Annotated in this window: 6 protein-coding genes; 3 read left to right on the top strand and 3 right to left on the bottom strand. The window is 70.9% G+C overall.

Going from position 1 to position 21907, the window contains the following annotated elements:
- Positions 1-11: 11 nt before the first annotated feature.
- The 3 genes from BpN12_RS20900 to BpN12_RS20890 form a co-directional block, all read right to left on the bottom strand.
- Positions 12-17054 carry a non-ribosomal peptide synthetase gene (locus BpN12_RS20900; protein ID WP_246797359.1) on the bottom strand — a complete coding sequence of 5681 codons (17043 nt, stop codon included), beginning with the start codon at positions 17052-17054 and terminating at the stop codon, positions 12-14.
- A gap of 159 nt (positions 17055-17213) precedes the next feature.
- Entirely contained in the window at positions 17214-18746 is a 1533-nt protein-coding gene (gene pabB, locus BpN12_RS20895) for an aminodeoxychorismate synthase component I (protein ID WP_246797358.1), read from the bottom strand.
- A gap of 60 nt (positions 18747-18806) precedes the next feature.
- Positions 18807-19376, bottom strand: coding sequence for a VOC family protein (locus BpN12_RS20890; RefSeq protein ID WP_246797357.1), 570 nt, complete (start codon positions 19374-19376; stop codon positions 18807-18809).
- 489 nt (positions 19377-19865) lie between these two features.
- Here BpN12_RS20890 and BpN12_RS20885 point away from each other — a divergent pair, with 489 nt between their 5' ends.
- The 3 genes from BpN12_RS20885 (at position 19866) to BpN12_RS20875 (ending at position 21835) form a co-directional block, all read left to right on the top strand.
- Positions 19866-20027, top strand: coding sequence for a hypothetical protein (locus tag BpN12_RS20885; protein WP_246797356.1), 162 nt, complete (start codon positions 19866-19868; stop codon positions 20025-20027).
- 56 nt (positions 20028-20083) lie between these two features.
- Complete coding sequence (zapE, locus tag BpN12_RS20880) at positions 20084-21136, top strand: cell division protein ZapE (protein WP_246797355.1); 1053 nt, start codon at positions 20084-20086, stop codon at positions 21134-21136.
- Between the two features lie 264 nt (positions 21137-21400).
- On the top strand, positions 21401-21835 hold the full coding sequence (locus tag BpN12_RS20875) for a DUF2471 family protein (protein ID WP_246797354.1): 435 nt from the start codon (positions 21401-21403) through the stop codon (positions 21833-21835).
- The last annotated feature ends 72 nt before the right edge of the window (positions 21836-21907 follow it).

Here is a 21907-nt window from a genome sequence, read left to right as displayed (position 1 = left end):
TCTCCTGGGGTTCATTGCGGCGCGCCGTCGGGCAGCGCGACCCTGCGTTTCAAGATGTCGCCGATCTCGCGGCCAAGCGCGTCGGCATGGCGCTTCACGATCGTCTCGTGGTTGCCCGGCACGCTCACCACGGTGATCCCGGCGGCCGGCACCCGCGCCTCCCAGCCGAGCGCGGGCGACAGCGATGCGTGACCTTCGAGCGGCGTGATCGAGGCGTCGCGCGCGGCGAACACATGCAGCCTGACCGGCGCCGGGCGCGGCCGCCAGGTACTCATCGCGGCGCCGTGCGCGACCAGCCGTTCGAGGAACAGGCGGTTCTCGGCGGCCGTCTCGTAGGCGAGGTGCCAGAGCGGGCGGCCCGCCGCGCGGCGCGTCTCGATCGCCTGCACCAGCTCGTCGATCAGCGCGCCGATATCGGTGGCGCGCTCGAACGCGGCCACGTCCGCCTCGTAGTCGGTGAAGTTGTGGACCGCGAACGAATACAGCGTGACGAGCGCGATTCGATGCGGATCGGGCTCGGCGTCGTGGCGCGGCAGCGTGGTGTCGAACACGCCGAGGAACTCGATCTCGTCGCCGGCGGCGATCATCTGCGCGGCGATCTCGTAGGCGATCAGGCCGCCGAACGACCAGCCCGCCACGCGGTACGGCCCGTGCGGCTGGATCGAGCGCATCAGCGCCACGAAGCGCGCGGCGATCGCCTCGATGGTGCGCGGCTGCGGCCGGCCCAGCGCGAGCGGCGGCAGCCCGTAGACGGGAATCGACGCGTCGATGAACGAGGCCAGATGCTCGAAGTACCACGAGTAGCCCTGCAGCGTGTGGGCGAGGAACAGCGGACGCTCGGTGCCGCCGGTGTTGAACGCGACGTACTCGGTGCCGGCGTCGTTCGACAGCACGCCCGCGTACTCGCGCGTGCCGCCGCCGCCCGCCTCGATCAGCGCGGCGAGCCGCTGCACGCTGCGCGTCTCGAAGATGCTGCGCACGGTGACCTTCACGCCGGTGCGCTCGCTGGCGCGCACCGCCACCTGCGCGGCCATCAGCGAGTGGCCGCCGATCGCGAAGAAGTTGTCGTGGCGCCCCACCCGCTCGACGCCGAGCGCCTCGCGCCAGATCCGCGCCAGCAGCGTTTCGAGTTCGCCTTGCGGCGGCTCGTGGACGGCGCCGGCCAGCTGCGCCGCGCCGGGTTCGATGCGCGCCAGCGCGAGCCGGTCGAGCTTGCCGTTGGGCAGCGCCGGCAGCGCGTCGAGCGCGATGAAGCGGCTCGGCACCATCGCGGCCGGCAGCCGCTCCGACAGCCAGCCGTGCAGCGCGTTGTGATCGACCTGCGCGCCGCGCAGCGGCACGTAGCACGCCACCAGCTCGACCTCGTCGGCGCCGCCCTCGCCGGCCGTGCGCCGGCCGATCGCGGCCGCCGCGGCCACCGCCGGATGCGCGCCCAGCTCCTGCTCCACCGCCGGCAGCTCGACGCGCTGGCCGCGCACCTTGATCTGGAAATCCTCGCGGCCCAGATGCAGCAGCTGGCCGTCGGCAAGCCACTGGCCGATGTCGCCGGTGCGCAGCAGCCGCGCGCCCGACTCCGGATGCAGCACGAAGCGCTCGGCCGTCAGGTCCGGCCGCCGCCAGTAGCCGGGGCCGACGCCGGGGCCCTCCACGTAGATCGCGCCGACCGCGCCCACCGGCACCGGCGCCAGCGCCGCGTCGAGCAGATGCACGCGGCTGTTGGCGATCGCGCGGCCGGCCGGCACCACGGCGTGATGCACGGCGAGGCCGCTGTCCTCGCAGTAGCTGATGTCGTTCACCTCGCTGCAGCCGTAGTTGTTGTGCAGCTTCGCGTGCGGCAGCAGCGCCGCGAACCGCATCGCGAGGCGCCGGCTCAGCGGCTCGCCGGCCGTCGTGACATGGCGCAGCGCGCCGAGCCGCCCGGCATGGTCGAGCAGCACCGCCAGATGCGAGGGCACCAGGTTCAGGCGCGTCACGCCATCGCGCTCGAGCGCCTCGGCGAAGGCCGGCGCGTCCTTCACCAGCGCGTCGGGATAGATCACCTGCGGGGTGCCGACCAGCAGCCCCGAGAGCATCTCCTTGATCGACGGCACGAACGACATCGAGGTCTTCTGGCCCACCACTTCGCCGGCCGCGTAGGGCGTGCGGGTCCAGAGCGCCTGCAGGCAGTTCAGCACCTGCCGGTGCTCGACCATCACGCCCTTCGGCGTGCCGGTCGAGCCCGAGGTGTAGGCGAGGTAGGCGAGATCGTCGGGCGAGGTCGGGAAATCCGATACCCGAGCGAGCACATGAGCCGGCACGGCATCGAGTCCGCTCCCGGCCGCGAGGTCGGCCTCGACGTCGAGCCGCAGCACCACCGGCGCGATGCCGGCCAGCGTGTCGCCGAGCGCCGCCAGCGTCACGGCCGCGGCCGGTTGCGCGTCGTCGAGCGTGCGCCGCACGTAGGCGGCCGGATAGGCCGGATCGATCGGCACGTAGGTCGCGCCGAGCCGGAACGTGGCCAGCAGCGCGGCGAGGAAATCGGTCGAGCGCGGATGATAAAGCGCGACCCGCGCGCCCGGCCCGATGCCGCGCGCGCGCAGCGCGGCGGCGATGCGCGCCGCGCGGCGATCGAGTTCGGCATTGCTGGCCGTCGCGTCGCCGTAACGGCAGGCGGGCGCGTCGGGCCGCAGCGCGACCTGGCGCGCGAACAGCGCGTTCACGCCGGTCGCCTCGAACGCGGCCGGCGCGCCCTGCGCCTGCGCGACCAGCGCGCGCTCGACCGCGGTCGGCTCGCGCAGCGCGGCCAGCGACGCGCCGGGCGCCTGCGCCATCCGTTCGAGCAGTTGTTCGAGCACGCTCAGCATCAGGCCGATCTGGCGCGCGTCGAAGCGCAGGCTGTCGTAGTTCGCGACGATCTCGAGCCCGCCGCCGTCGCCGAAGATCTCCAGGTCGAGATCGGACTGCGCCTCGCGCGCGACGCTCTCCTGCAGCACCGTGATCGCGAGCCCGTCGCCCCAGTCGTGGGTCTGCACCGGCGGCACGTTCTGGTGGCGCAGCATCACCGGCACGGGCGACCGGCCGTCGAGCTGGCGCAGCGCCGGCACGCCCGCGATCATGTGCTCGAACGGCAGCGCCTGGTGTTCGAGCGCGTCGAGCACGCGCCGGCCGGTGCGGTCGAGCAGCGCCGGCAAATCCGGCTCGCCGGACAGGTCGAGCCGCAGCGGCAGGATGTTGATGAAGAAGCCGATCAGCGGCTCGACCAGCGGCTCGTCGCGGCCGGCCGTGGTGGTGCCGATGCAGAAGTCCTCGCGGCCGGTCTGGCGGTGATGCAGCACGCCGAGCGCCACCAGGAAGATCGTGAACAGGCTCACGCCGCGCTGCCGGCCCAGCTGCGCGAGGCGCGCGGCCAGCGCCGGCGGCAGCGCGCGGCGCAGCACGCCGGCCGGGCCGTGGCCGGCGTCGGCCGGCGTGCCGGGCACGCTCAGGTCGACCGGGTCCGCGCAGCCGGCCAGCACCGCGTGCCACCAGGCCGCGTGGGGCCGCAGGTCCTGCTCGCGCTGCCAGCGCGCGTAGTCGGCGTATTGCGCGGCGAGCGGTGCGAGGGCGGAATCGCTTGCGCCATCCTCCGCCTGTCCGTCATGCCCGTCGCGATGCGCGAGGTACGACGCGCGCAGGTCGCGCACCAGCACGCCGAGCGACCAGCCGTCCGACACGATGTGATGCATCACCAGCGACACCACATGGCGCTGCGGCGCGAGCCGCAGCAGCTGCACGCGCATCAGCGGGCCGCGCTGCAGGTCGAACTCCAGCGCGGCGTGGCGTTCGAGTTCGGCATGCAGGTCGGCCTCGGCGATCTCGCGCACCGGCAGCTCGACCGCGTGCGGCGCGTCGATGAATTGCGCCGGCACGTCGGTGCCGGGCGCGATCGCGAAGCGCGTGCGCAGCGTCTCGTGCCGCGCCGCCAGCGCGTCGAACGCGGCCTGCAGCGCCGGCAGCGAGAGCGGCCCGTCGAGCCGCAGCGCGCCGTTCATGTTGTAGGCACGGCCGCCGTCGCGCTGCTGGATCAGCCACAGCCGCTCCTGCACGTAGGACAGCGAGAACGGGCCGGCCGCGCCGTGCCGCGCGGGCACCGCCGCGAACGGCGTGGCCTGCGGGGTATCCGTGGAGGCGGCACCGGCGCCGAGGCGCGCCGCGAACGCGGCCAGCTGCGGCGCCTCGAACAGCGCCGTGAGCGTGGCCGCCTCGCCGAAGCGCTGGCGCAGCCGGCCGATCACGCGCACGGCCAGCAGCGAATGGCCGCCGAGCGCGAAGAAGCTGTCGTGGCGCCCCACCCGCTCGACGCCGAGCAGTTCCGCCCAGATCGCGGCCAGCGCCGTCTCCACCTCGCCCTGCGGCGCCGCGTGGTCGAGGCGGCCGAACGCGGCGGCGTCGGGCGCCGGCAGCGCGCGGCGATCGAGCTTGCCGTTGGCCGTCAGCGGCAGCCGCTCGAGCGCCACGTAGGCGGCCGGCACCATGTAGTCGGGCAGGCTCGCGCGCAGATGGGCACGCACCGCCTCCACGTCGCAGGCCGCGTCGGTGTGATAGACCACCAGCCGCCGCTCGCCCGGCACGTCCTCGCGCGGGATCACCACCGCGTCGCGCAGGCCGTAGGCGCCGAGCTTCGCCTCGATCTCGCCCGGCTCGACGCGGAAGCCGCGGATCTTCACCTGCGTGTCGTTGCGGCCGAGGTATTCGAGGTTGCCGTCGGGCAGATAGCGCGCGAGGTCGCCGGTGCGGTACAGGCGGGCGGCGGCGCCGGCCGGCGCGAACCGATCGGCGACGAAGCGCTCGGCCGTGAGCGCCTCCAGGTTCAGGTAGCCGAGCGCCACGCCCGCGCCGCCCACGTACAGCTCGCCCGGCACGCCCACCGGCACCGGCTGGCCGGCCGCATCGAGCAGGTAGACGCGCGTGTTGGCGATCGGCCGGCCGATCGGCAGGCGCGCCGGCGCCGGTTCGCCCGCGCGCAGCGTGTAGGTGGTCGCGAAAGTGGTCGATTCGGTCGGGCCGTAGCAATGCACGAGGTGTTGCGGCGCGCCGTGGCGCATGATCCGCTGCACCGCGCGCACGTCGGCCGCGTCGCCGCCCGTGAGCAGGTAGCGCAGCGTCGGGAACACCGGCGCGAGCGCGTCCGCATACGAGCTGAGCAGCCCCGCCACCAGGTGCAGGATGTTCACGCGCTCGGCCGCCAGCAGCGCCGCGAGCCGCGGCGGCGCGAGCAGCACCTCGTGCGGCACCACCACCAGGCAGGCGCCGTTGAGCAGCGCGCCCCAGGTCTCCATCGTGCTCGCGTCGAACGCCGGGTTCGAGGTGAAGGCCACGCGGTCGCCGGGGCCGAAATCGAGGTAGCCGTTGTTCAGCGCGAGGCGGTCGATGCCGCGATGCGCCACGATCACGCCCTTCGGCTGGCCGGTCGAGCCGGACGTGTACATGATGTAGGCGGGCCGGTCGCCGCCTTCGCTGTCTCGGTGATGGCCCGATGCGAACGCGTCGCCGGACTCCGCACCGGCCTCGGTTTCCTCGACCTCGATGCGCAGCGCCCGCGCGCCCTCCGGCGCGGCGAACCCATGCGGCGCAAGCAGGCAGCGCGCGCCGCTGTCGGCCAGCATGAACGCCTGCCGGTCGGCCGGCGCGTTGCGGTCGAGCGGCACGTACACGGCACCGCATTTGAGCACGGCCAGCTCCGCCACGATCAGCTCGATCGAGCGTTCGTACAGAATCGCCACGCGCTCGCCCGGCGCGACGCCGGCCGCCGCGAGCCGCCGCGCGAGGCGCTCAGCGCGCGCGTCGAGCGTCGCGTAGTCGAGCGTGCGCGGCCCGTCGACGAGCGCCGGCGCGTGCGGCGTGCGCGCCGCCTGCGCCGCGAACAGCGCGTGGACGCCGGTCTCGACCGGGCACGGTGCGTCGGTGGCGTTCCATTCGTCGAGCAGCTGGCGCCGTTCGGCATCCGGCAGCCACGCGAGCGCGGCCACCGGCGTGTCGGGCGCCTGTTCGAGCGCGTCCACCAGGCTGCCGAGGCAGCGATCCAGATAGCCGCAGACGCGCGCCGCGTCGAACGGCTCGGCAAGCTGGGCGGTCAGGCGGAAGCCCTCGCCGAGATCATCGACGCTGAGCACGCACGGGTAGTTGGTGCGCTCCTCGCCGTCGAGCACTTCCACGCCATGCCAGCCGAGCGCGCTGCCGCCATGCTCCAGCAGCGGGCCGGCGCTGTGGCGGAAGTTCAGCAGCGCGCTGAACAGCGGCGCCGGCGCGGCCACGCCGCTGCAGCGCTGCGCGGCCGCGAGCGAGGCATGCTCGTGGTCCATCAGCGCCGCGAGCTGGCGGTGCGTGCGCAGCGCGGCGTCGTGGACGCTCACGGCGCCCACGTCGAGCCGCACCGGCAGCGTGTTGATGAACACGCCGAGCGCCTGCTCGATGTCGGCGCCGCCCTGCCAGCGGCCGAGCAGCACGGTGCCGAACACCACGTCCTCGCGCCCGGCGAGCTTGCCGACCACGTGGCCCCAGGCCAGATGGAACAGGCTCGCCACGCTCGCGCCGAGCCGCCGCGCCTGCGCGCGCAATCGCGCCGCGAGGCCCGCGTCGAGCCCGAGCGCCGCGCTCGTCACGCCGGCGCCCTGCCTTTCGTCGCTGTCGGTGCCGGTCATGCCCGTCATGCCATAAGGCAGCGTCGGCTCGTCGACGTCGGCGAGCATCGCGCGGAAGAACGCCTCGCTGCCGCGCGAGCGCGCGCCGAGCCGTGCCTGCGCGACGTAATCGCGGAACGACGGCGGCGCCGGCAGCGTGGCCCAGCTGCCGTCGAGATGCGCCGCGATCTCGCGCAGCAGGATGCCGAGCCCGGTGTGGTCGAGCGCGATGTGATGGAACAGCAGGATCAGCACCCAGCGCGCGTTCGGCGCGTCGTGCGCGACGTGGACCGCGAGCGGCGGCGCCTGCCGCAGATCGAGGCGATGGTGGCGCGGGTCGAAGCGGTCGAGCAGCTGCGCGGCGACGTCGCCCTGCGCCGCGTCGAGCGCGACCTCGGCAACCGGCAGCCGCGCCTCGCGCCAGACCACCTGCACGGGCTCGCGCAGCCCCTCCCAGGCCACGCCGCTGCGCAGGATGTCGTGCCGCGCGACCACCGCCTGCAACGCGTCGATGAAACGATCGAGCGTGGCGCGGCTGTCGAACGCCAGCCGCGTGCGCAGCAGGTACGCGTCGCCGCGCGCCTGCGCCAGATGGTGATAGAGCATGCCCTCCTGCAACGGCGCGAGCGGATAGATGTCCTGCACGTTGGCGGCGCCGCCGTCGACCGTCGCGACGATGCCGTCGATCTCGTCCTGGCTCAGCGCGACCAGGCTCAGCATCGCCGGCTCGATCTGCCGCGCGCCGGCCGCGATCCGGTTGGCCGGCACCGCGGGCGCGGCCTCCGTGCGCTGCAGCGAGGCGGCCAGCTCGGCCAGCGTCGGCGCGCCGAACAGCGCCGCCATCTCCACCTCGAAGCCGGCCTGGCGCAGCCGCCCGACCAGCCGCACGGCCAGCAGCGAGTGACCGCCGAGTTCGAAGAAATTGTCGTGGCGGCTCACCTGCGCGACGTTCAGCAGCTCGGCCCAGACCTCGGCCAGCACGCGTTCGGCCTCGCCGCGCGGCGCCTCGTGGCCGCGCTGCCCGGACGCGGCGGCGTCGGGCGCCGGCAGCGCGCGGCGGTCGAGCTTGCCGTTCGCCGTGAGCGGCAGCCGCGCCAGCGCCACGAACGCGGCCGGCACCATGTGGCGCGGCAGGCGCCGCGAGGCATGCTCGCGCAGCGCCTGCGCGAGCGCCTCGCCGCCCGTGGGGTTCGCATCATTCGCACCGTCGCGGCTCGTGAAATACGCCACCAGCCTCGGCTCGCCCGGCGTGTCCTCACGCACGATCACGGCGGTTTCCAGCACGCCGTCGAGTTCCGCGAGGCAGGCCTCGATCTCGCCCGGCTCGACGCGGAAGCCGCGAATCTTCACCTGATCGTCGTTGCGGCCGAGGTACTCGATGTTGCCGTCGGGCAGGTGGCGCGCGAGGTCGCCGGTCTTGTACATGCGTGCGCCGGGCTCGCTGCTGAACGGGTCCGAGACAAACCTCTCGGCCGTCAGCGCCTCGCGGTTCAGATAGCCGCGCGCCACCTGCGCGCCGCCGACGTGCAGTTCGCCCGCCACGCCGACCGGCACCGGCGCGCCATGCGCGTCGAGCAGGTAGACGCGCACGTTCGCGATCGGCCGGCCGATGTGCGGCACGGCATCGTCGTGGCGCATCGCGCCCGAGGTGGCCACCACGGTGGTCTCGGTCGGGCCGTAGTTGTTGACCACGGTCTGGTGCGGCGGGACCTGTTCGCTGAGGCGCTTGAAGCGGTCGCCGCCGATCAGCACCGTGTGCGCGTGCGGATTGGCGTAGCCGAGCGAATAAGCAAGTTCGGCGAGCGGCGTGATCAGGAAGCTCACGTCGAGCGGCTGCGCGTGCCACCAGCGCAGCAACTGCTGCGGGTCGCCCGCCGTGGCCGCGGGCGGCAGCAGCAGCGTGGCGCCGCAGGCGAGCGCGGGCCACAGCTCCCAGGCGCTCGCGTCGAACGCCACGCCGGCCGTGGCCGTGGTGCGGCTGCCGGCGCGCAGCCCGAAACAGCTCACGTGCCAGTCGATCAGGTTGTCCAGCTGGCGATGCTCGACCATCACGCCCTTCGGCTGACCGGTCGAGCCCGAGGTGTAGATCACATAGGCGAGGTGGTGCGCATGCAGGCCGTCGAGGTCGAGATTGGCGGCGTCGGCAGCGTCGCTGTCGTTGTCGTTGTCGTTGTCGGTGGCGTCCACGATGATGCGTGGCAGCGCCGGTGCATCGGCCGCCGCGATCAGGTCGGCGGTGCCGGCCTGCGTGAGCACGGCCACCGGTGCGCTGTCGGCCAGCAGATAGGCGAGCCGCTCGGCCGGATAGGCCGGGTCCATCGGCACGTAAGCGCCGCCCGCCTTCAGCACGGCCAGCAGCGCGACCACCAGCTCCGCGCCGCGCTCCATGCAGACGGCCACGCGCGCGTCGGGCCGCACGCCGAGGGCGACCAGCCGGCGTGCGAGCCGGTTCGCGCGCGCGTTCAGCTCGCCGTAGCTCAGCGTCGTGCCGTCGTGGCTCAGCGCGATCGCGTGCGGCGTGGCCGCGGCCTGCGCCTCCACGCGCGTGTGGACGCAGCGATCGCGGCGCTTGGCGACGCCCGTCGCGTTCCAGGCCTCGATCACCTGATGGCGCTCCGCCTCCGACAGCAGGCTGCGCGCGTGGTAATCGGCATGGACGTCGGCGGCGATCGCGTCGAGCGCGGCCACGTAGTAGCCGAGCATCCGTTCGCCCTGCGCGGCCGACAGGCGCGCCGGGTCGATCTTCACGTCGATCGCGAGGCCACCGGCCGCATCGTTGAAGTTGACGCTGAGCGCGAAATTGGTGGCCTCGAAGCCGATCCCGCCCAGCAGCGCGAAGCCGGCGTGCTTGCCGAGCGATTCGTAGACGTGGAAGTTGACGTAGTTGAACGCGACCTCGTAGAGCGGCGCGCGATCGTTGTCGAGTTGCAGCTGGAAGTACGGGTAGTGGCGGTGGCGGATCACCTCGAGTTCGGTGCGGAACGTCTCGCGGATCAGCTCGGCCCAGCTCGATGACGTCAACGCCAGCCGCAGCGGCAGCGTGTTCAGGAACAGGCCCAGCACCTTCTCGCCATCGTCCTGCTCCTGGCGCACGTTCGACACGAGGCCGGTGGTCACGTCGGTCTTGCCCGACAGCATCGACAGCACGCGCAGGTGCGCCGCCAGCAGCACGCTGCGCACGGGTACGCCGAGTGCGTTCGCCACAGCTTGCAGCCGCGCGCGCACGTTCGCGTCGATCGCCACGCTGGCGTGCGGCCGGGCTTCAGTGCCGGTGGCCGTTTCGGACGGCTCCGCCTGCCTCGGCGGCAGTTCGCAGAACGCATGGCCGTCCAGATAGCGGCGCCAGAAATCGCGATGCGCGGCCGAGTTCAGCGCGCCGCGCTCGCTCTCCACGGCGCTGCGCGGCGTGCGGGCCAGCGGCGCCGGTTCGGCCGCCTCGGCAGTTTCAGCCGCTTCGCGGCCGAGCGACGCAAGATAGGCGCCGAACAGCTCGGTGTTCAGCGAAGCCACGCTCCAGCCATCGAGGATCGCATGATGGAAGCTCAGCGTGTACTGGATCTCGCGCTCGCCGCGTCGGTGAATGAATACGCGCAGCAGCGGCGCGATATCGAGCGCGAAGCGCGTCTTGCGTTCGGCCTCGACAAACGCGGCCAGCTGGCGATCCTGCTCGGCCTCGTCGTGCATCGACAGGTCGAAGCTCGCCAGCGGAATGTCGGCCGCCGCGTGGACCAGTTGCATCGGCTCGTCGAAGCGGTCGAAATCGAACGACGTGCGCAGCACCGGGTGCCGGCGCGCGAGCATGTCGAGCGCGGTGCGTAGCGCTGCTTCGTTCCAGGCCGGCACGGCGAAGCGGTAGCTGAATACGTCGTGATAGAGCGCCGCGTCGTGGGACGCCTGCTGGTTGTGATAGACCATGCCGCGCTGCAGGAACGTGAGCGGATAGGCATCCTCGACGTCGGCCGGCAGCTTCGCGCGGTCGGCTTCGCCGAGCGAGAGCGCCGAGCCGTCCTGCGTGGAGCTGACCTCGTCGAGCGACAGCGCTTGCGCGAGGTTCTCGATCGTTGGATGCGTGAACAGGTCGACCAGCGCGAACGCGAGCCCCTGCGCCTTCGCCTTCGACAACACCGACACCGCGCGGATCGAATCGCCGCCCGAGACGAAGAAGTTGTCGGTCACCCCGACTCGTTCCAGCCGCAGCACCTGTGCCCAGATCGCCGCGAGACGTTCCTCGATCGAGGTGCGCGGCGCCACGTACTGTTGCTCGTCGCGCGTCTGCATCGGGCGCGGCAGCGCCGCGCGATCGATCTTGCCGTTCGCCGTCAGCGGGAAACGGTCGAGCGTCACGAAGTGCGCCGGCAGCATGAAGTCGGGCAGCGTGCGCGACAGCGCCGTGCGCAGTGCGGCGGTATCTGCTTGCTCCGCTTGCGCGTCGAACACCAAGTAGGCCACCAGTTGCTTGTCGCCCGGTTCGTCCTCGCGGGCCAGCACCAGCACTTGCCGCACGCCGTCCAGTGCCGACAGCGCCGCTTCGATCTCGCCAAGCTCGATCCGGAAGCCGCGAATCTTCACCTGCGTATCGATGCGGCCCAGATATTCGAGCGTACCGTCGGACAGGAAACGTGCGAGATCGCCGGTGCGATAGAGCCGCGCGTTTTCGTCGTCAACGAACGGGTTGCGCACGAAGCGCTGCGCCGTCAGTTCCGGTCGGTTCAGGTAACCGCGTGCCAAGCCGGCACCGCCAACGCATAGCTCACCCGCCACGCCGATCGGCATCGGGTTCAAGTTCGCATCCACCACGTAGGCCGACAAGTCGGGAATCGGACGGCCGATGCTGGCCGGCGTGCCGTTGCTACCCGTCGCACTCAGCGGCCAGTACGTGACATGCACCGTCGTTTCGGTGATGCCGTACATGTTGACCAGTTGGCAATCGGCATTGCGCGTGTCTTCGTACCAGGGCCGCAGCATGCCGACTTCCAATGCCTCGCCGCCGAAAATCACGTTGCGTAATTGATGACTGCGATCGCTCTCGGCCTGCGCCGCGATCAGCTGACGAAACGCGCTCGGCGTCTGGTTCAGCACCGTCACGCCCGACTCGCAGATCAGCGCGTAGGTGTCCTGCGGCGAGCGGCTTACCAGCTTCGGCACGATCACGAGCCGGCCGCCATGCAGCAGCGCGCCCCAGATCTCCCACACCGAGAAGTCGAACGCGAACGAATGGAACAGCGCCCACGCGTCGTTCGCATCGAAGTGAAACCACGCCTCGGTGGCCGAGAACAGCCGCGTCACGTTGCGGTGTTCGATCATCACGCCCTTCGGCTGACCGGTCGAGCCCGAGGTGTAGATCACGTAAGCGAGGCTACACGAGGTCACGCCCGGCACGTCCGGGTTATCCGCGCGTGCATCCTTGGCATCAGCCGCCTCATCGATCACGATCACCGGCACCGACAACTCACCCAGCACGTCGCGCGTATCAGCCTGCACGAGCACGGCCAGCGGCGCGCTGTCGTTGAGCGTATAGGCCAGCCGCTCGACCGGATAAGCCGGGTCGAGCGGCACATAGCCCGCGCCCGCCTTCAGCACCGCCAGCAAGCCGACGATCATGCCGAGCCCACGCTCGACGCAGATCGCCACGCGATCGTCAGGCTTCACGCCCGCCGCGATCAAGCGGTGCGCGAGCCGGTTCGCGCGCGCGTTCAACTCGCCATACCCAAGCCGCTGCCCGTCGCACTCCACCGCCACCGCCTCGGGCGTGCGCGCCGCATGCGCCTCGAACAGCCGATGAATCGGCACGTCCTGCGCATAACCGGCGCCTGCATCGTTCCAGGCGGCCAGCACCTGATGCCGTTCCGCGCCGGACAGCAGCGCGGCCCGGCTGTGATCGGCCTGCGCGTCGGCCGCGATCGCGTCGAGCGCGGCCAGGTAGTAACCGAGAATCCGCTCGCCCTGCCCGGCCGACAGCCGCGCCGCGTCGATCTTCACGTCGACGGTCAGCCCGTCGGCCATATCGGCGAAATTCACCAGCAGCGCAAAATTGGTCGCCTCGAAGCCGTGCCAGCCGCGCAGCGCGAAGCCGGCATGCCGGCCGAGCGACTCGTAGACGTGGAAGTTGACGTAGTTGAACGCGACCTCGTAGAGCGGCGCGCGATCGTTGTCGAGTTGCAGCTGGAAGTACGGATAGTGGCGATGGCGGATCACGCCGAGTTCGGTGCGGAACGTCTCGCGGATCAGCTCGGCCCAGCTCGTGGGCGTCAACGCCAGCCGCAGCGGCAGCGTGTTCAGGAACAGGCCCAGCACCTTCTCGCCATCGTCCTGCTCCTGGCGCACGTTCGACACGAGGCCGGTGGTCACGTCGGTCTTGCCCGACAGCATCGACAGCACGCGCAGGTGCGCGCCCAGCAGCACGCTGCGCATCGGCACGCCGAGCGTATTGGCCACGCCCTGCAGGCGCGCGCGCAGCTCGGGCGCGACGGTCACGCTCAGCTCCGGCCGCGCCACGCCCGGCCCAGCGCCGGGCTCGGCCGGCGGCAGTTCGCAGAACCCATGGCCGTCCAGATAGCGGCGCCAGAAATCGCGATGCGCGGCCGAGTTCAGCGCGCCGCGCTCGCTCTCCACGGCGCTGCGCGGCGTGCGGGCCAGCGGCGGCAGGCTGATGCCAGGCTCGCCGCCGTCGCGCGCCTGATCGAGCATCGCCAGGTAGGTTTCGAACAGCTCGGTGTTCAGCGAAGCCACGCTCCAGCCGTCGAGGATCGCGTGGTGGAAGCTCAGCGTGTACTGGATCTCGCGCTCGCCGCGCCGGTGAATGAATACGCGCAGCAGCGGCGCGACGTCGAGCGCCACCACGGTCTTGCGCTCGGCCTCGATGAACGCGGCCAGCTGGCGATCCTGCTCGGCCTCGTCGTGCATCGACAGGTCGTCCACCGTCAACGCGATCTCGCTCGCGGCATGGACCAGCTGCAGCGGCTCGTCGTAGCGATCGAAATCGAACGAGGTGCGCAACACCGGATGCCGTCGCGCGAGCGCGTCGAGCGCGGCACGCAGCGCCACTTCGCGCCACTCGGGCAGATCGAAGCGATAGCTGAACACGTCGTGATAGAGCCCGGCGGCGTCAGGTGCCTGCTGGTTATGGAACACCATGCCGCGCTGCAGGAACGTGAGCGGATAGGCGTCTTCCACGTCGGCCGGCAGGCGTGCCGCGTCGGCGGCGCTCAAGGGCGGCAGCGCCGCTTGCCCGGCTACGCTGACCTCGTCGAGCGACAGCGCTTGCGCGAGGTTCTCGATCGTTGGATGCGTGAACAGGTCGACGAGCGCGAACGCGAGCCCTTGTGCCTTCGCCTTCGACAACACCGACACCGCGCGGATCGAATCGCCGCCCGAGACGAAGAAGTTGTCGGTCACGCCCACTCGTTCCAGCCGCAGCACCTGTGCCCAGATCGCCGCGAGACGTTCCTCGATCGAGGTGCGCGGCGCCACGTACTGTTGCTCGTCGCGCGTCTGCATCGGGCGTGGCAGCGCCGCGCGATCGATCTTGCCGTTCGCCGTGAGCGGGAAACGGTCGAGCGTCACGAAGTGCGCCGGCAGCATGAAGTCGGGCAGCGTGCGCGACAGCGCCGTGCGCAGTGCGGCGGTATCTGCTTGCTCCACTTGCGCGTCGAACACCAGGTAGGCCACCAGTTGCTTGTCGCCCGGTTCGTCCTCGCGTGCCAGCACCAGCACTTGCCGCACGCCGTCCAATGCCGACAGCGCCGCTTCGATCTCACCAAGCTCGATCCGGAAACCACGGATCTTCACCTGCGTATCGATGCGGCCCAGATATTCGAGCGTGCCGTCTGGCAGGAAGCGTGCGAGGTCACCGGTTCGATAGAGCCGTGCGTTCTCATCGTCAACGAACGGGTTGCGCACGAAGCGCTGCGCCGTCAGTTCCGGTCGGTTCAGGTAACCGCGTGCCAAGCCAGCACCGCCCACGCACAACTCACCCGCCACGCCGATCGGCATCGGGTTCAAGTTCGCATCCACCACGTAGGCCGACAGATCCGGGATCGGACGGCCGATGCTGGCCGGCGTGCCGTTGCTGCCCGTCGCACTCAGCGGCCAGTACGTGACATGCACCGTCGTTTCGGTGATGCCGTACATGTTGACCAACTGGCAATCGGCGTTGCGTGCGTCGTCATACCAAGGCCGCAGCATGCCGACTTCCAATGCCTCGCCGCCGAAGATCACGTTGCGCAGCTGATGCCTTCGATCGCTCTCGGCCTGCGCCGCGATCAGCTGACGGAACGCGCTCGGCGTCTGGTTCAGCACCGTCACGCTCGACTCGCAGATCAGCGCGTAGGTGTCCTGCGGCGAGCGGCTTACCAGCTTCGGCACGATCACGAGCCGGCCGCCATGCAGCAGCGCGCCCCAGATCTCCCACACCGAGAAGTCGAACGCGAACGAGTGGAACAACGCCCATGCGTCGCTCGCATCGAAGTGAAACCACGCCTCGGTGGCCGAGAACAGCCGCGTCACGTTGCGGTGTTCGATCATCACGCCCTTCGGCTGACCGGTCGAGCCCGAGGTGTAGATCACGTAAGCGAGGCTACGCGAGGTCACACCCGGCACGTCCGGGTTATCCGCTCGCGCGTCTGAGGCGTCGGCCGCCTCATCGATCGCGATCACCGGCACCGACAACTCACCCAGCACGTCGCGCGTATCAGCCTGCACGAGCACGGCCAGCGGCGCGCTGTCGTTGAGCGTATAGGCCAGCCGCTCGACCGGATAAGCCGGGTCGAGCGGCACATAGCCCGCGCCCGCCTTCAGTACCGCCAGCAAGCCGACGATCATGCCGAGCCCACGCTCGACGCAGATCGCCACGCGATCATCAGGCTTCACGCCCGCCGCGATCAAGCGATGCGCGAGCCGGTTCGCGCGCGCGTTCAGCTCGCCATACCCAAGCCGCTGCCCGTCGCACACCACCGCCACCGCCTCGGGCGTGCGCGCCGCATGTGCCTCGAACAGCCGATGAATCGGCACGTCCTGCGCATAACCGGCGCCACGCTCGTTCCAGCGCATCAGCCGGCCCAGTTCATCCGGCGTCGGCAACGCGAGCCGCGCTATCGGCACGGCCGCATCATCCAGCACCTGCTCCAGCAGATGCGTGAAGCGCGCGCCGATCGCCTCGACCTCGTCGGCATCGAAGTACGCGCGGTTGTACATGAAGTGAATCCACGCATGCTCGTCGAAACGGTTCTCGCGGATATGCAATGCAAGCGGCAGCTGCTCATGCCCGTTCGAACACATATGAACCTGCGCGCGCGCCGCGCCGAAACGCATGTCGTAGTCGTCGCGCTCATACGACACCGAGATGTCGAACACCTGCGCGCGCTGCGAGCGCCATAGCCCGAGCGCGCGATTCAGCTCGCTGACCGGAAAGCGCTGGTGGCGGTAGTCACGCTTCAGTTCCTGCCCCACCGCGCGGATCAGTTCATCGAAGCGCAGCGCGCCGTCGAGTTGCAGCCGCACCGCGCTCACGCCCGTAAACATCCCCGCCGTCAGTTTCATGCGCGCGTTCGAGCGGTTCAGGATCGGCAGCCCGATGACGAGTTCGTCGCGCTGCGTCGTGCGGGAAAAATAGACGTAGAGCAGGCCGAGCATCAGCTGGAACGGCGTCGCGTCGCATTCGCGCGCGAGCGCGACGATGCGCTCGTAGAACGCGCGCGGCAGGCACAGCGCATGGTGGCCGCTCGGCACCACGCCGCCCTCGGCACGCTCGTGCGAGCGCGGCACGAACAGCGGCTCGGGCACCGACCGGTACTTGTCGAGCCAGTAGTCGCGCTGCCGCTCGAACTGCGGCGAGGCACGAAACGCCTGGTCCTGCGCGACGAACTCGAGGTAGGACGGCGCCGCCAGGTCGGGCGCCTCGTTCGCTTCGAGCGCGCTGTACAGCGCCGCGAGCGAATCGACCAGCAGGCCGATCGCCCAGCCGTCGACGATCAGGTGATGGAAGTTGAGCGTGAAGAAATAGCGCGTGTCGCCGAGCTTCGCCAGCTCGAAGCGGAACAGCGGGCCGCCGTCGAGCGCGAACGGCTCGGCGAGCCGCGCGTGAATCCAGGCCAGCGCCGCCGCCTCCACCGCCGCGGCGTCGCCGGCGCCCGAGAAATCATGCAGCGGCACGCCCACCGGCCCGGCCGGCGCGATGGTCTGGCCCGGCACGCCGTCCTCGCCGATGCCCGGCACGAGCACGAGGCGCAGCGCATCGTGCTTCTCGACCAGCAGCGTCACGGCGCGCGCGAAACGCGCCGCGTCGAGCGGCCCGTCGATCAGCGTATAGCCGCCGATCTTGTAGATCGGCGCGTCGCCATGCATGGCCTGGTCGAGCCAGATTTCACGTTGCGCGGCCGTCAGCGGATGGACCTCGCGCGGCAGGACAGTTTCGTTCACGGCTCTTTCTCCCTCGTGCGACGGGCCACGGCGCTGCGTATCGGCGAACGGCCCGTTCGCGACTCTCGTTTGTTCTCTCGAGGGCACGCGCCTCGCGCGCCCTCGTCATGGCGTCGGCATGCCGACGTGCCGGCTCGCCCGCTCGGCGGGGCCGCCGGATCAGGCGTCGGCGATACTGGTTTCGGCGACCGGGCCGGCTGCCCGCGCCGCGCGCGCGGCCAGCAGCTCGACCGCCTCGATCACGCCGCGCGCCTTCACGATGGTTTCGTCGAATTCCTCGATCGGGTCCGACAGCGCCGTGATCGCGCCGCCCACGCCGAGCCGCGCGCGGCCGTCGTGGATCGTCACCGAGCGGATCACGATGTTGAAATCACAGGCGCCCGACAGCCCGAACCAGCCCAGCGCGCCCGAATAGATGCCGCGCGGGCCGGCTTCGAGCCGGTCGATGATCTCCATCGTGCGTTTCTTCGGCGCGCCCGTCATCGAGCCGCCCGGGAACGCCGCGCGCAGGCAGTCCACGGCCGACACGCCGCGCTTGAGCGTGCCGCGGATGGTCGACACCAGCTGGTGGACGTGCGAGTAGGTCTCGACGTCGAACAGCTTCGGCACGTGGACCGAGCCGAGTTCGCTGACCTGGCCGAGATCGTTGCGCAGCAGGTCGACGATCATCAGGTTCTCGGCGCGGTCCTTCTCGCTCGCGCGCAGCTCGGCGACCAGCGCCGCGTCCTCGTCGGGCGTGCGGCCGCGCGGGCGCGTGCCCTTGATCGGCTTGGCCTCGGCATGGCCGTCGCGATCGACGCTGAGGAAACGCTCGGGCGAGGCACTGACGAGCGAGAAGCCGTCCACCTCGAAATAGGCCGCGTGCGGCGCCGGCGTCAGCTCGCGCATCGCGCGGTACAGATCGAACGGCGCGCCCGCGAACGCGAACGTGATCAGGTTGGTCAGGCAGACCTCGTAGGTCTCGCCGTTGACGATCTCGGTCAGCGCCTCGCCGATCTTCGCGATGTAGCTTGGGCGGTCGTGGCGCATCGCGGCGTGCCGCGCGATCCAGGCTTCCACTTCCGCGAGCGACAGCCGCGCGCGCGGCTTCGCTCCGGCCTGCGCGACACTTGCGGCCTCGGCTCCGGTTTCGGCGAGCGATCGCAGTTCGGCCTCGACCGTGTCGAACCACGCCTCGGCCTCGGCATGCCGCCGCGCGTCGTCGGCTTCGCCCAGATGCAGCAGCCAGGTCTTGCGCTCGATATGGTCGATCACGATCAGGCGCGTGGCGAACACGAACGCGGCGTCGGGCGTGTCCGAGCGCCAGGCCGCCGCGCCGCCGGTCTCGCCCTTCAGCTCGTAGCCGAACACGCCCGCGTAGCCGAGATCGAAGCCGAACGGCAGCGCGGCGGGCGCCTCGATGCGGCGCGCCGCCAGGTTCGCCGCGAGCAGGTCGAACAGGCCCGTCACGCGCTGCGTGCGGCGCGCGCCGTCGCGCTCGATGGTGGCCTCGCGCGTGGCCAGCTCGTAGGTGATGGTCTCGCCCAGCGGCCCGTGCGCATCGCCCATGAACGTGAAGCGCGAGAAGCCCGGCACCACCACGCTGCTCTCGAGCAAAAACCTGCTCTTCGACGGCAGGAACACGCGGCTGAACACGCTCACCGCGTCCGGGCAGTTATCCAGCGCCCGGTGCTGGATCTGGAGTCGATCCATCGCTCTATCCTTTCGAAATCCGCCGGCCACGGGGCGCACGCCACGGCCCCGGCGCGTTCATCAATACTTGCCCGACTGCTCGAGTTGCTCGAACAGATCCTGCACGTTGTCCTCCAGGAAGCCGGCCTCGCCGTTGCGATGGATCAGCTCGAAGCTCATGCCGGTGTTCATGCAGCGCGAGGAAAACGCCTGCGTGAGACCGTTGCCGCGAATCACGCTGGTGTCGAACGACAGGCCGCGCGCCTGCAGCGTGCCGACGGCCGCCTCGACGTCGTCCACTTCGAGCGCGACGTGGGCCACGCCCACGCCGAAGTGCTCGATCAGCTGCGAGACCTGCGACTCGGGCTCGGTGCCCTGGCACAGCACGAAGCGGATGCCGTTGCGCTCCATCTCGGCCGAATGCATGCCGGTGCGCGCGCCCTTGATCTGCAGGCGGCGCTTGAGCGCGAAGCCGAGCACGTCGCGAAACAGGTGAACGGCGGCTTCGAGATCGCGTACCGCGAGCGCGATGTGGTCGAGGCGCCGGAACGCGGCGGCGTCATCGGCGGCATCGACGACATCGGCTTCGACGTTGCGCGGGGCCTCGGTATGGGCGGCCATGCGGGCCGCGTCGCGGGAGAGTCTGTCCATGGGTCTGTCCTGCCAAACAAGAGTACGCATGAGCGTGCGCATTCGGGCGCGCGAGCGCCGCGCGCGGGCGTGCCGGCGCCTCGGCGTGCAGGGCACGCGCGACACGCAGGCACGAACGGACCGGATCGGCGCGATCGCCCGATCCGCTTGCCAGCCAGGGAACTGGCGTCAAACGACGCCGAAAGAATGAACGGCCCGCCGTGATGCACGACTCACCGCGCTGCACGGACCACACGGGCCACACGGACCAACGGGTCCCGACGCGCGGCCGGCGGCCGGAATGCGCGCCGGTTGCGGCGCCTTGATGACAGACTCGCGACGCGAGCGAAAAAGATCCATCGCGGCCATCTTGCCCTCTCTCTCTGATTCTCGTTGCGCTGCATTCGACATGGTCAAATTCCCCCTGTCAACACGCGCCGGGCGCCACGCGAAACGCGCATCGCATTGCCGTACATCGCGTCGTAATGGCACTCGATTCACGCACGCGGCATGCCTGTGTCGCGCTGCACGGCGGTGATCTTCGAACTCGTTCCCCACGCGATTTTTCAGCGCTGCCGCGATGGCGTCATCGTCGATCGAACCGGCGCGGCGTTCGCGATCGCATCCTCCTTGCCGGCGGCGGCATCGACCCGCGCCGCACGCCGTTCGTGACGGATTGATGGCAGACTGATGCCACCTCGCACCCCCGCAACTCGTACCCGCCCCTGATGTCCGACCTGCCCCGCTGGCTGAGCGCCGAACTCGACCGCCGCGCGCTGACGCTCGACGCGAACCAGCATGCCTGCGCCGTCGAACTCGATCGCCTGCTCGGCGGCGCGCTGCCGCCCGCGATCATCGGTGCCTATTGCTACGGCCCGCCAGGGCGCGGCAAGAGCCTGCTCGCGGCGCTGTTCCATGAGGCGTGGCCCGGCCCGCGCGCGCGCACGCACTTCCATGCGTTCCTGCGCGACGCGAACCGGCTGCTGGTGGCCGCGCCGCCGTCCGGTGACAAGCTCGGCGAGACGCTCTCGCAGTGGCTCGGCGACGCCACGCTGCTCTGGTTCGACGAATTCCACGTCAACGACATCGCCGACGCGCTGATGCTCGCCGCGCTGCTGCGCGTGGCGATCGCGCGCGGCGTGAAGCTGATCTTCACCTCGAACATGGCGCCCGCCGCACTGTTGCCCGACCCGGAATTCCATCACCGCTTCGCGACCAGCATCGCGCTGCTGCAGACGCATTGCGTCGCGCTCGCGTTCGACGGGCCGATCGACTATCGACGCGCGCCGGCAAGGTTCGCGAACGTGGTGGCCGCGCCATGCGCTCCGATGCCGGATGCGCAGTCTCCCGCTGATCACGCGGCCTGGCTGCGCGCGCGGTTCGCGCGCCACGGCGACAGCGTGCGCGAGACCGACGCGCGCGTGGATCTCGCCGGGCGCCCGCTCGTCGCGCATGCCATCGGCACGCGCGTGCTGCTCTGCGGGTTCGACGCGCTGTGCGGGCAGGCGCGCTCGCATCTCGACTATCTCGATCTGGCCGCGCGCTTCGAGGTGGTGATCGTGATGGACGCGGCGCTCGACGCGAACACGCCGCGACACACGCTGCAGCGGCTCGTCTGGCTGGTCGACATCCTCTACGACCGCCATGCCCGGCTCGACTTCGCGCCGGACCGCGATCTCGAGGCGAGCGTGGGCGAGCGCGCCGACGTACATGGCATCGAACGCCTGTGGTCGCGCCTCGCCGAAATGCGCACAGCGGCGGACGGCAAGCGCGGCGCATGACGCGCGAGCCGCCCCGCCGGCCGCGACGATCGCGCTCGTGCCGTTCGCCGCCGATCGCGCGTGGTACGGCGCTTCGCCCGGCTCGTGCCGCGCCGGCCCGACTTCCACCGCGCCCCGCGCTCCTCCGGCGCAATCGCCCTCCCCGCCCGAGCTTCCAGCACCCGGCCAACTCCCCCCTCACCGGATTTCCCGCTCACGACCGATTGCATGCGGCAAAAAGACTGTATATATTTACAGTACCAGATCACCCCATGAGGTCTTCCGATGACGACGATGTCCGAACCGAGCCCGATCAGCCAAGCCGGCGCGCGCCCCGACGCCGACTGGATGGTCGACGATTACGAACTCGAGCAGATGACGGCCGACCGCGCGCGCCACCTGGCCCAGCAGGATCTGCAGCAGGTGCTGGTCGCGCTCGCGCGGCGCGCGTTCGGCCCGCGCCGCGGCAGCCCGTTCGGCGAGCTGCGCGGCCCGAGCTGGGGCATGCTGCTCGCGATCGAGGAACGCGCGTTCGGCGACCCGGGCCTGCGCGCGCGCCACGATCCCGCCGTGCTCGCCACGCTGCCTCGGCTGGCCGGGCGCCGCGGCATCGAGGACGAACTCGACGCCGAGGCGAACCTGCGGGCCGACGACGACGACCTGCCGCTCGTGATCGGCGTGGCCGCCGCGCTGCTCGGCGCGCACGACACCGAACTCTGAGCGGCCGGCGGCCCGCCTCGGGCACGGCGCGGCGGGCCATGTGGCTGCCCGCCGTCCACGGGTTGGTTGCCT

Source organism: Burkholderia perseverans (assembly GCF_022870505.1).
Taxonomy (GTDB): domain Bacteria; phylum Pseudomonadota; class Gammaproteobacteria; order Burkholderiales; family Burkholderiaceae; genus Burkholderia; species Burkholderia plantarii.
The sequence above is the reverse complement of the archived record's forward strand: the minus strand, read 5'-3'. Positions and strand labels throughout refer to the sequence as shown.

Excerpts from the sequence above, each read along its gene's own strand:
- zapE (WP_246797355.1), top strand. The coding sequence starts at position 20,084 with ATGTCCGACCTGCCCCGCTGGCTGAGCGCCGAACTCGACCGCCGCGCG.
- BpN12_RS20890 (WP_246797357.1), bottom strand. The coding sequence starts at position 19,376 with ATGGACAGACTCTCCCGCGACGCGGCCCGCATGGCCGCCCATACCGAG.
- pabB (WP_246797358.1), bottom strand. The coding sequence starts at position 18,746 with ATGGATCGACTCCAGATCCAGCACCGGGCGCTGGATAACTGCCCGGAC.
- BpN12_RS20885 (WP_246797356.1), top strand. The coding sequence starts at position 19,866 with ATGCCTGTGTCGCGCTGCACGGCGGTGATCTTCGAACTCGTTCCCCAC.
- BpN12_RS20875 (WP_246797354.1), top strand. The coding sequence starts at position 21,401 with ATGACGACGATGTCCGAACCGAGCCCGATCAGCCAAGCCGGCGCGCGC.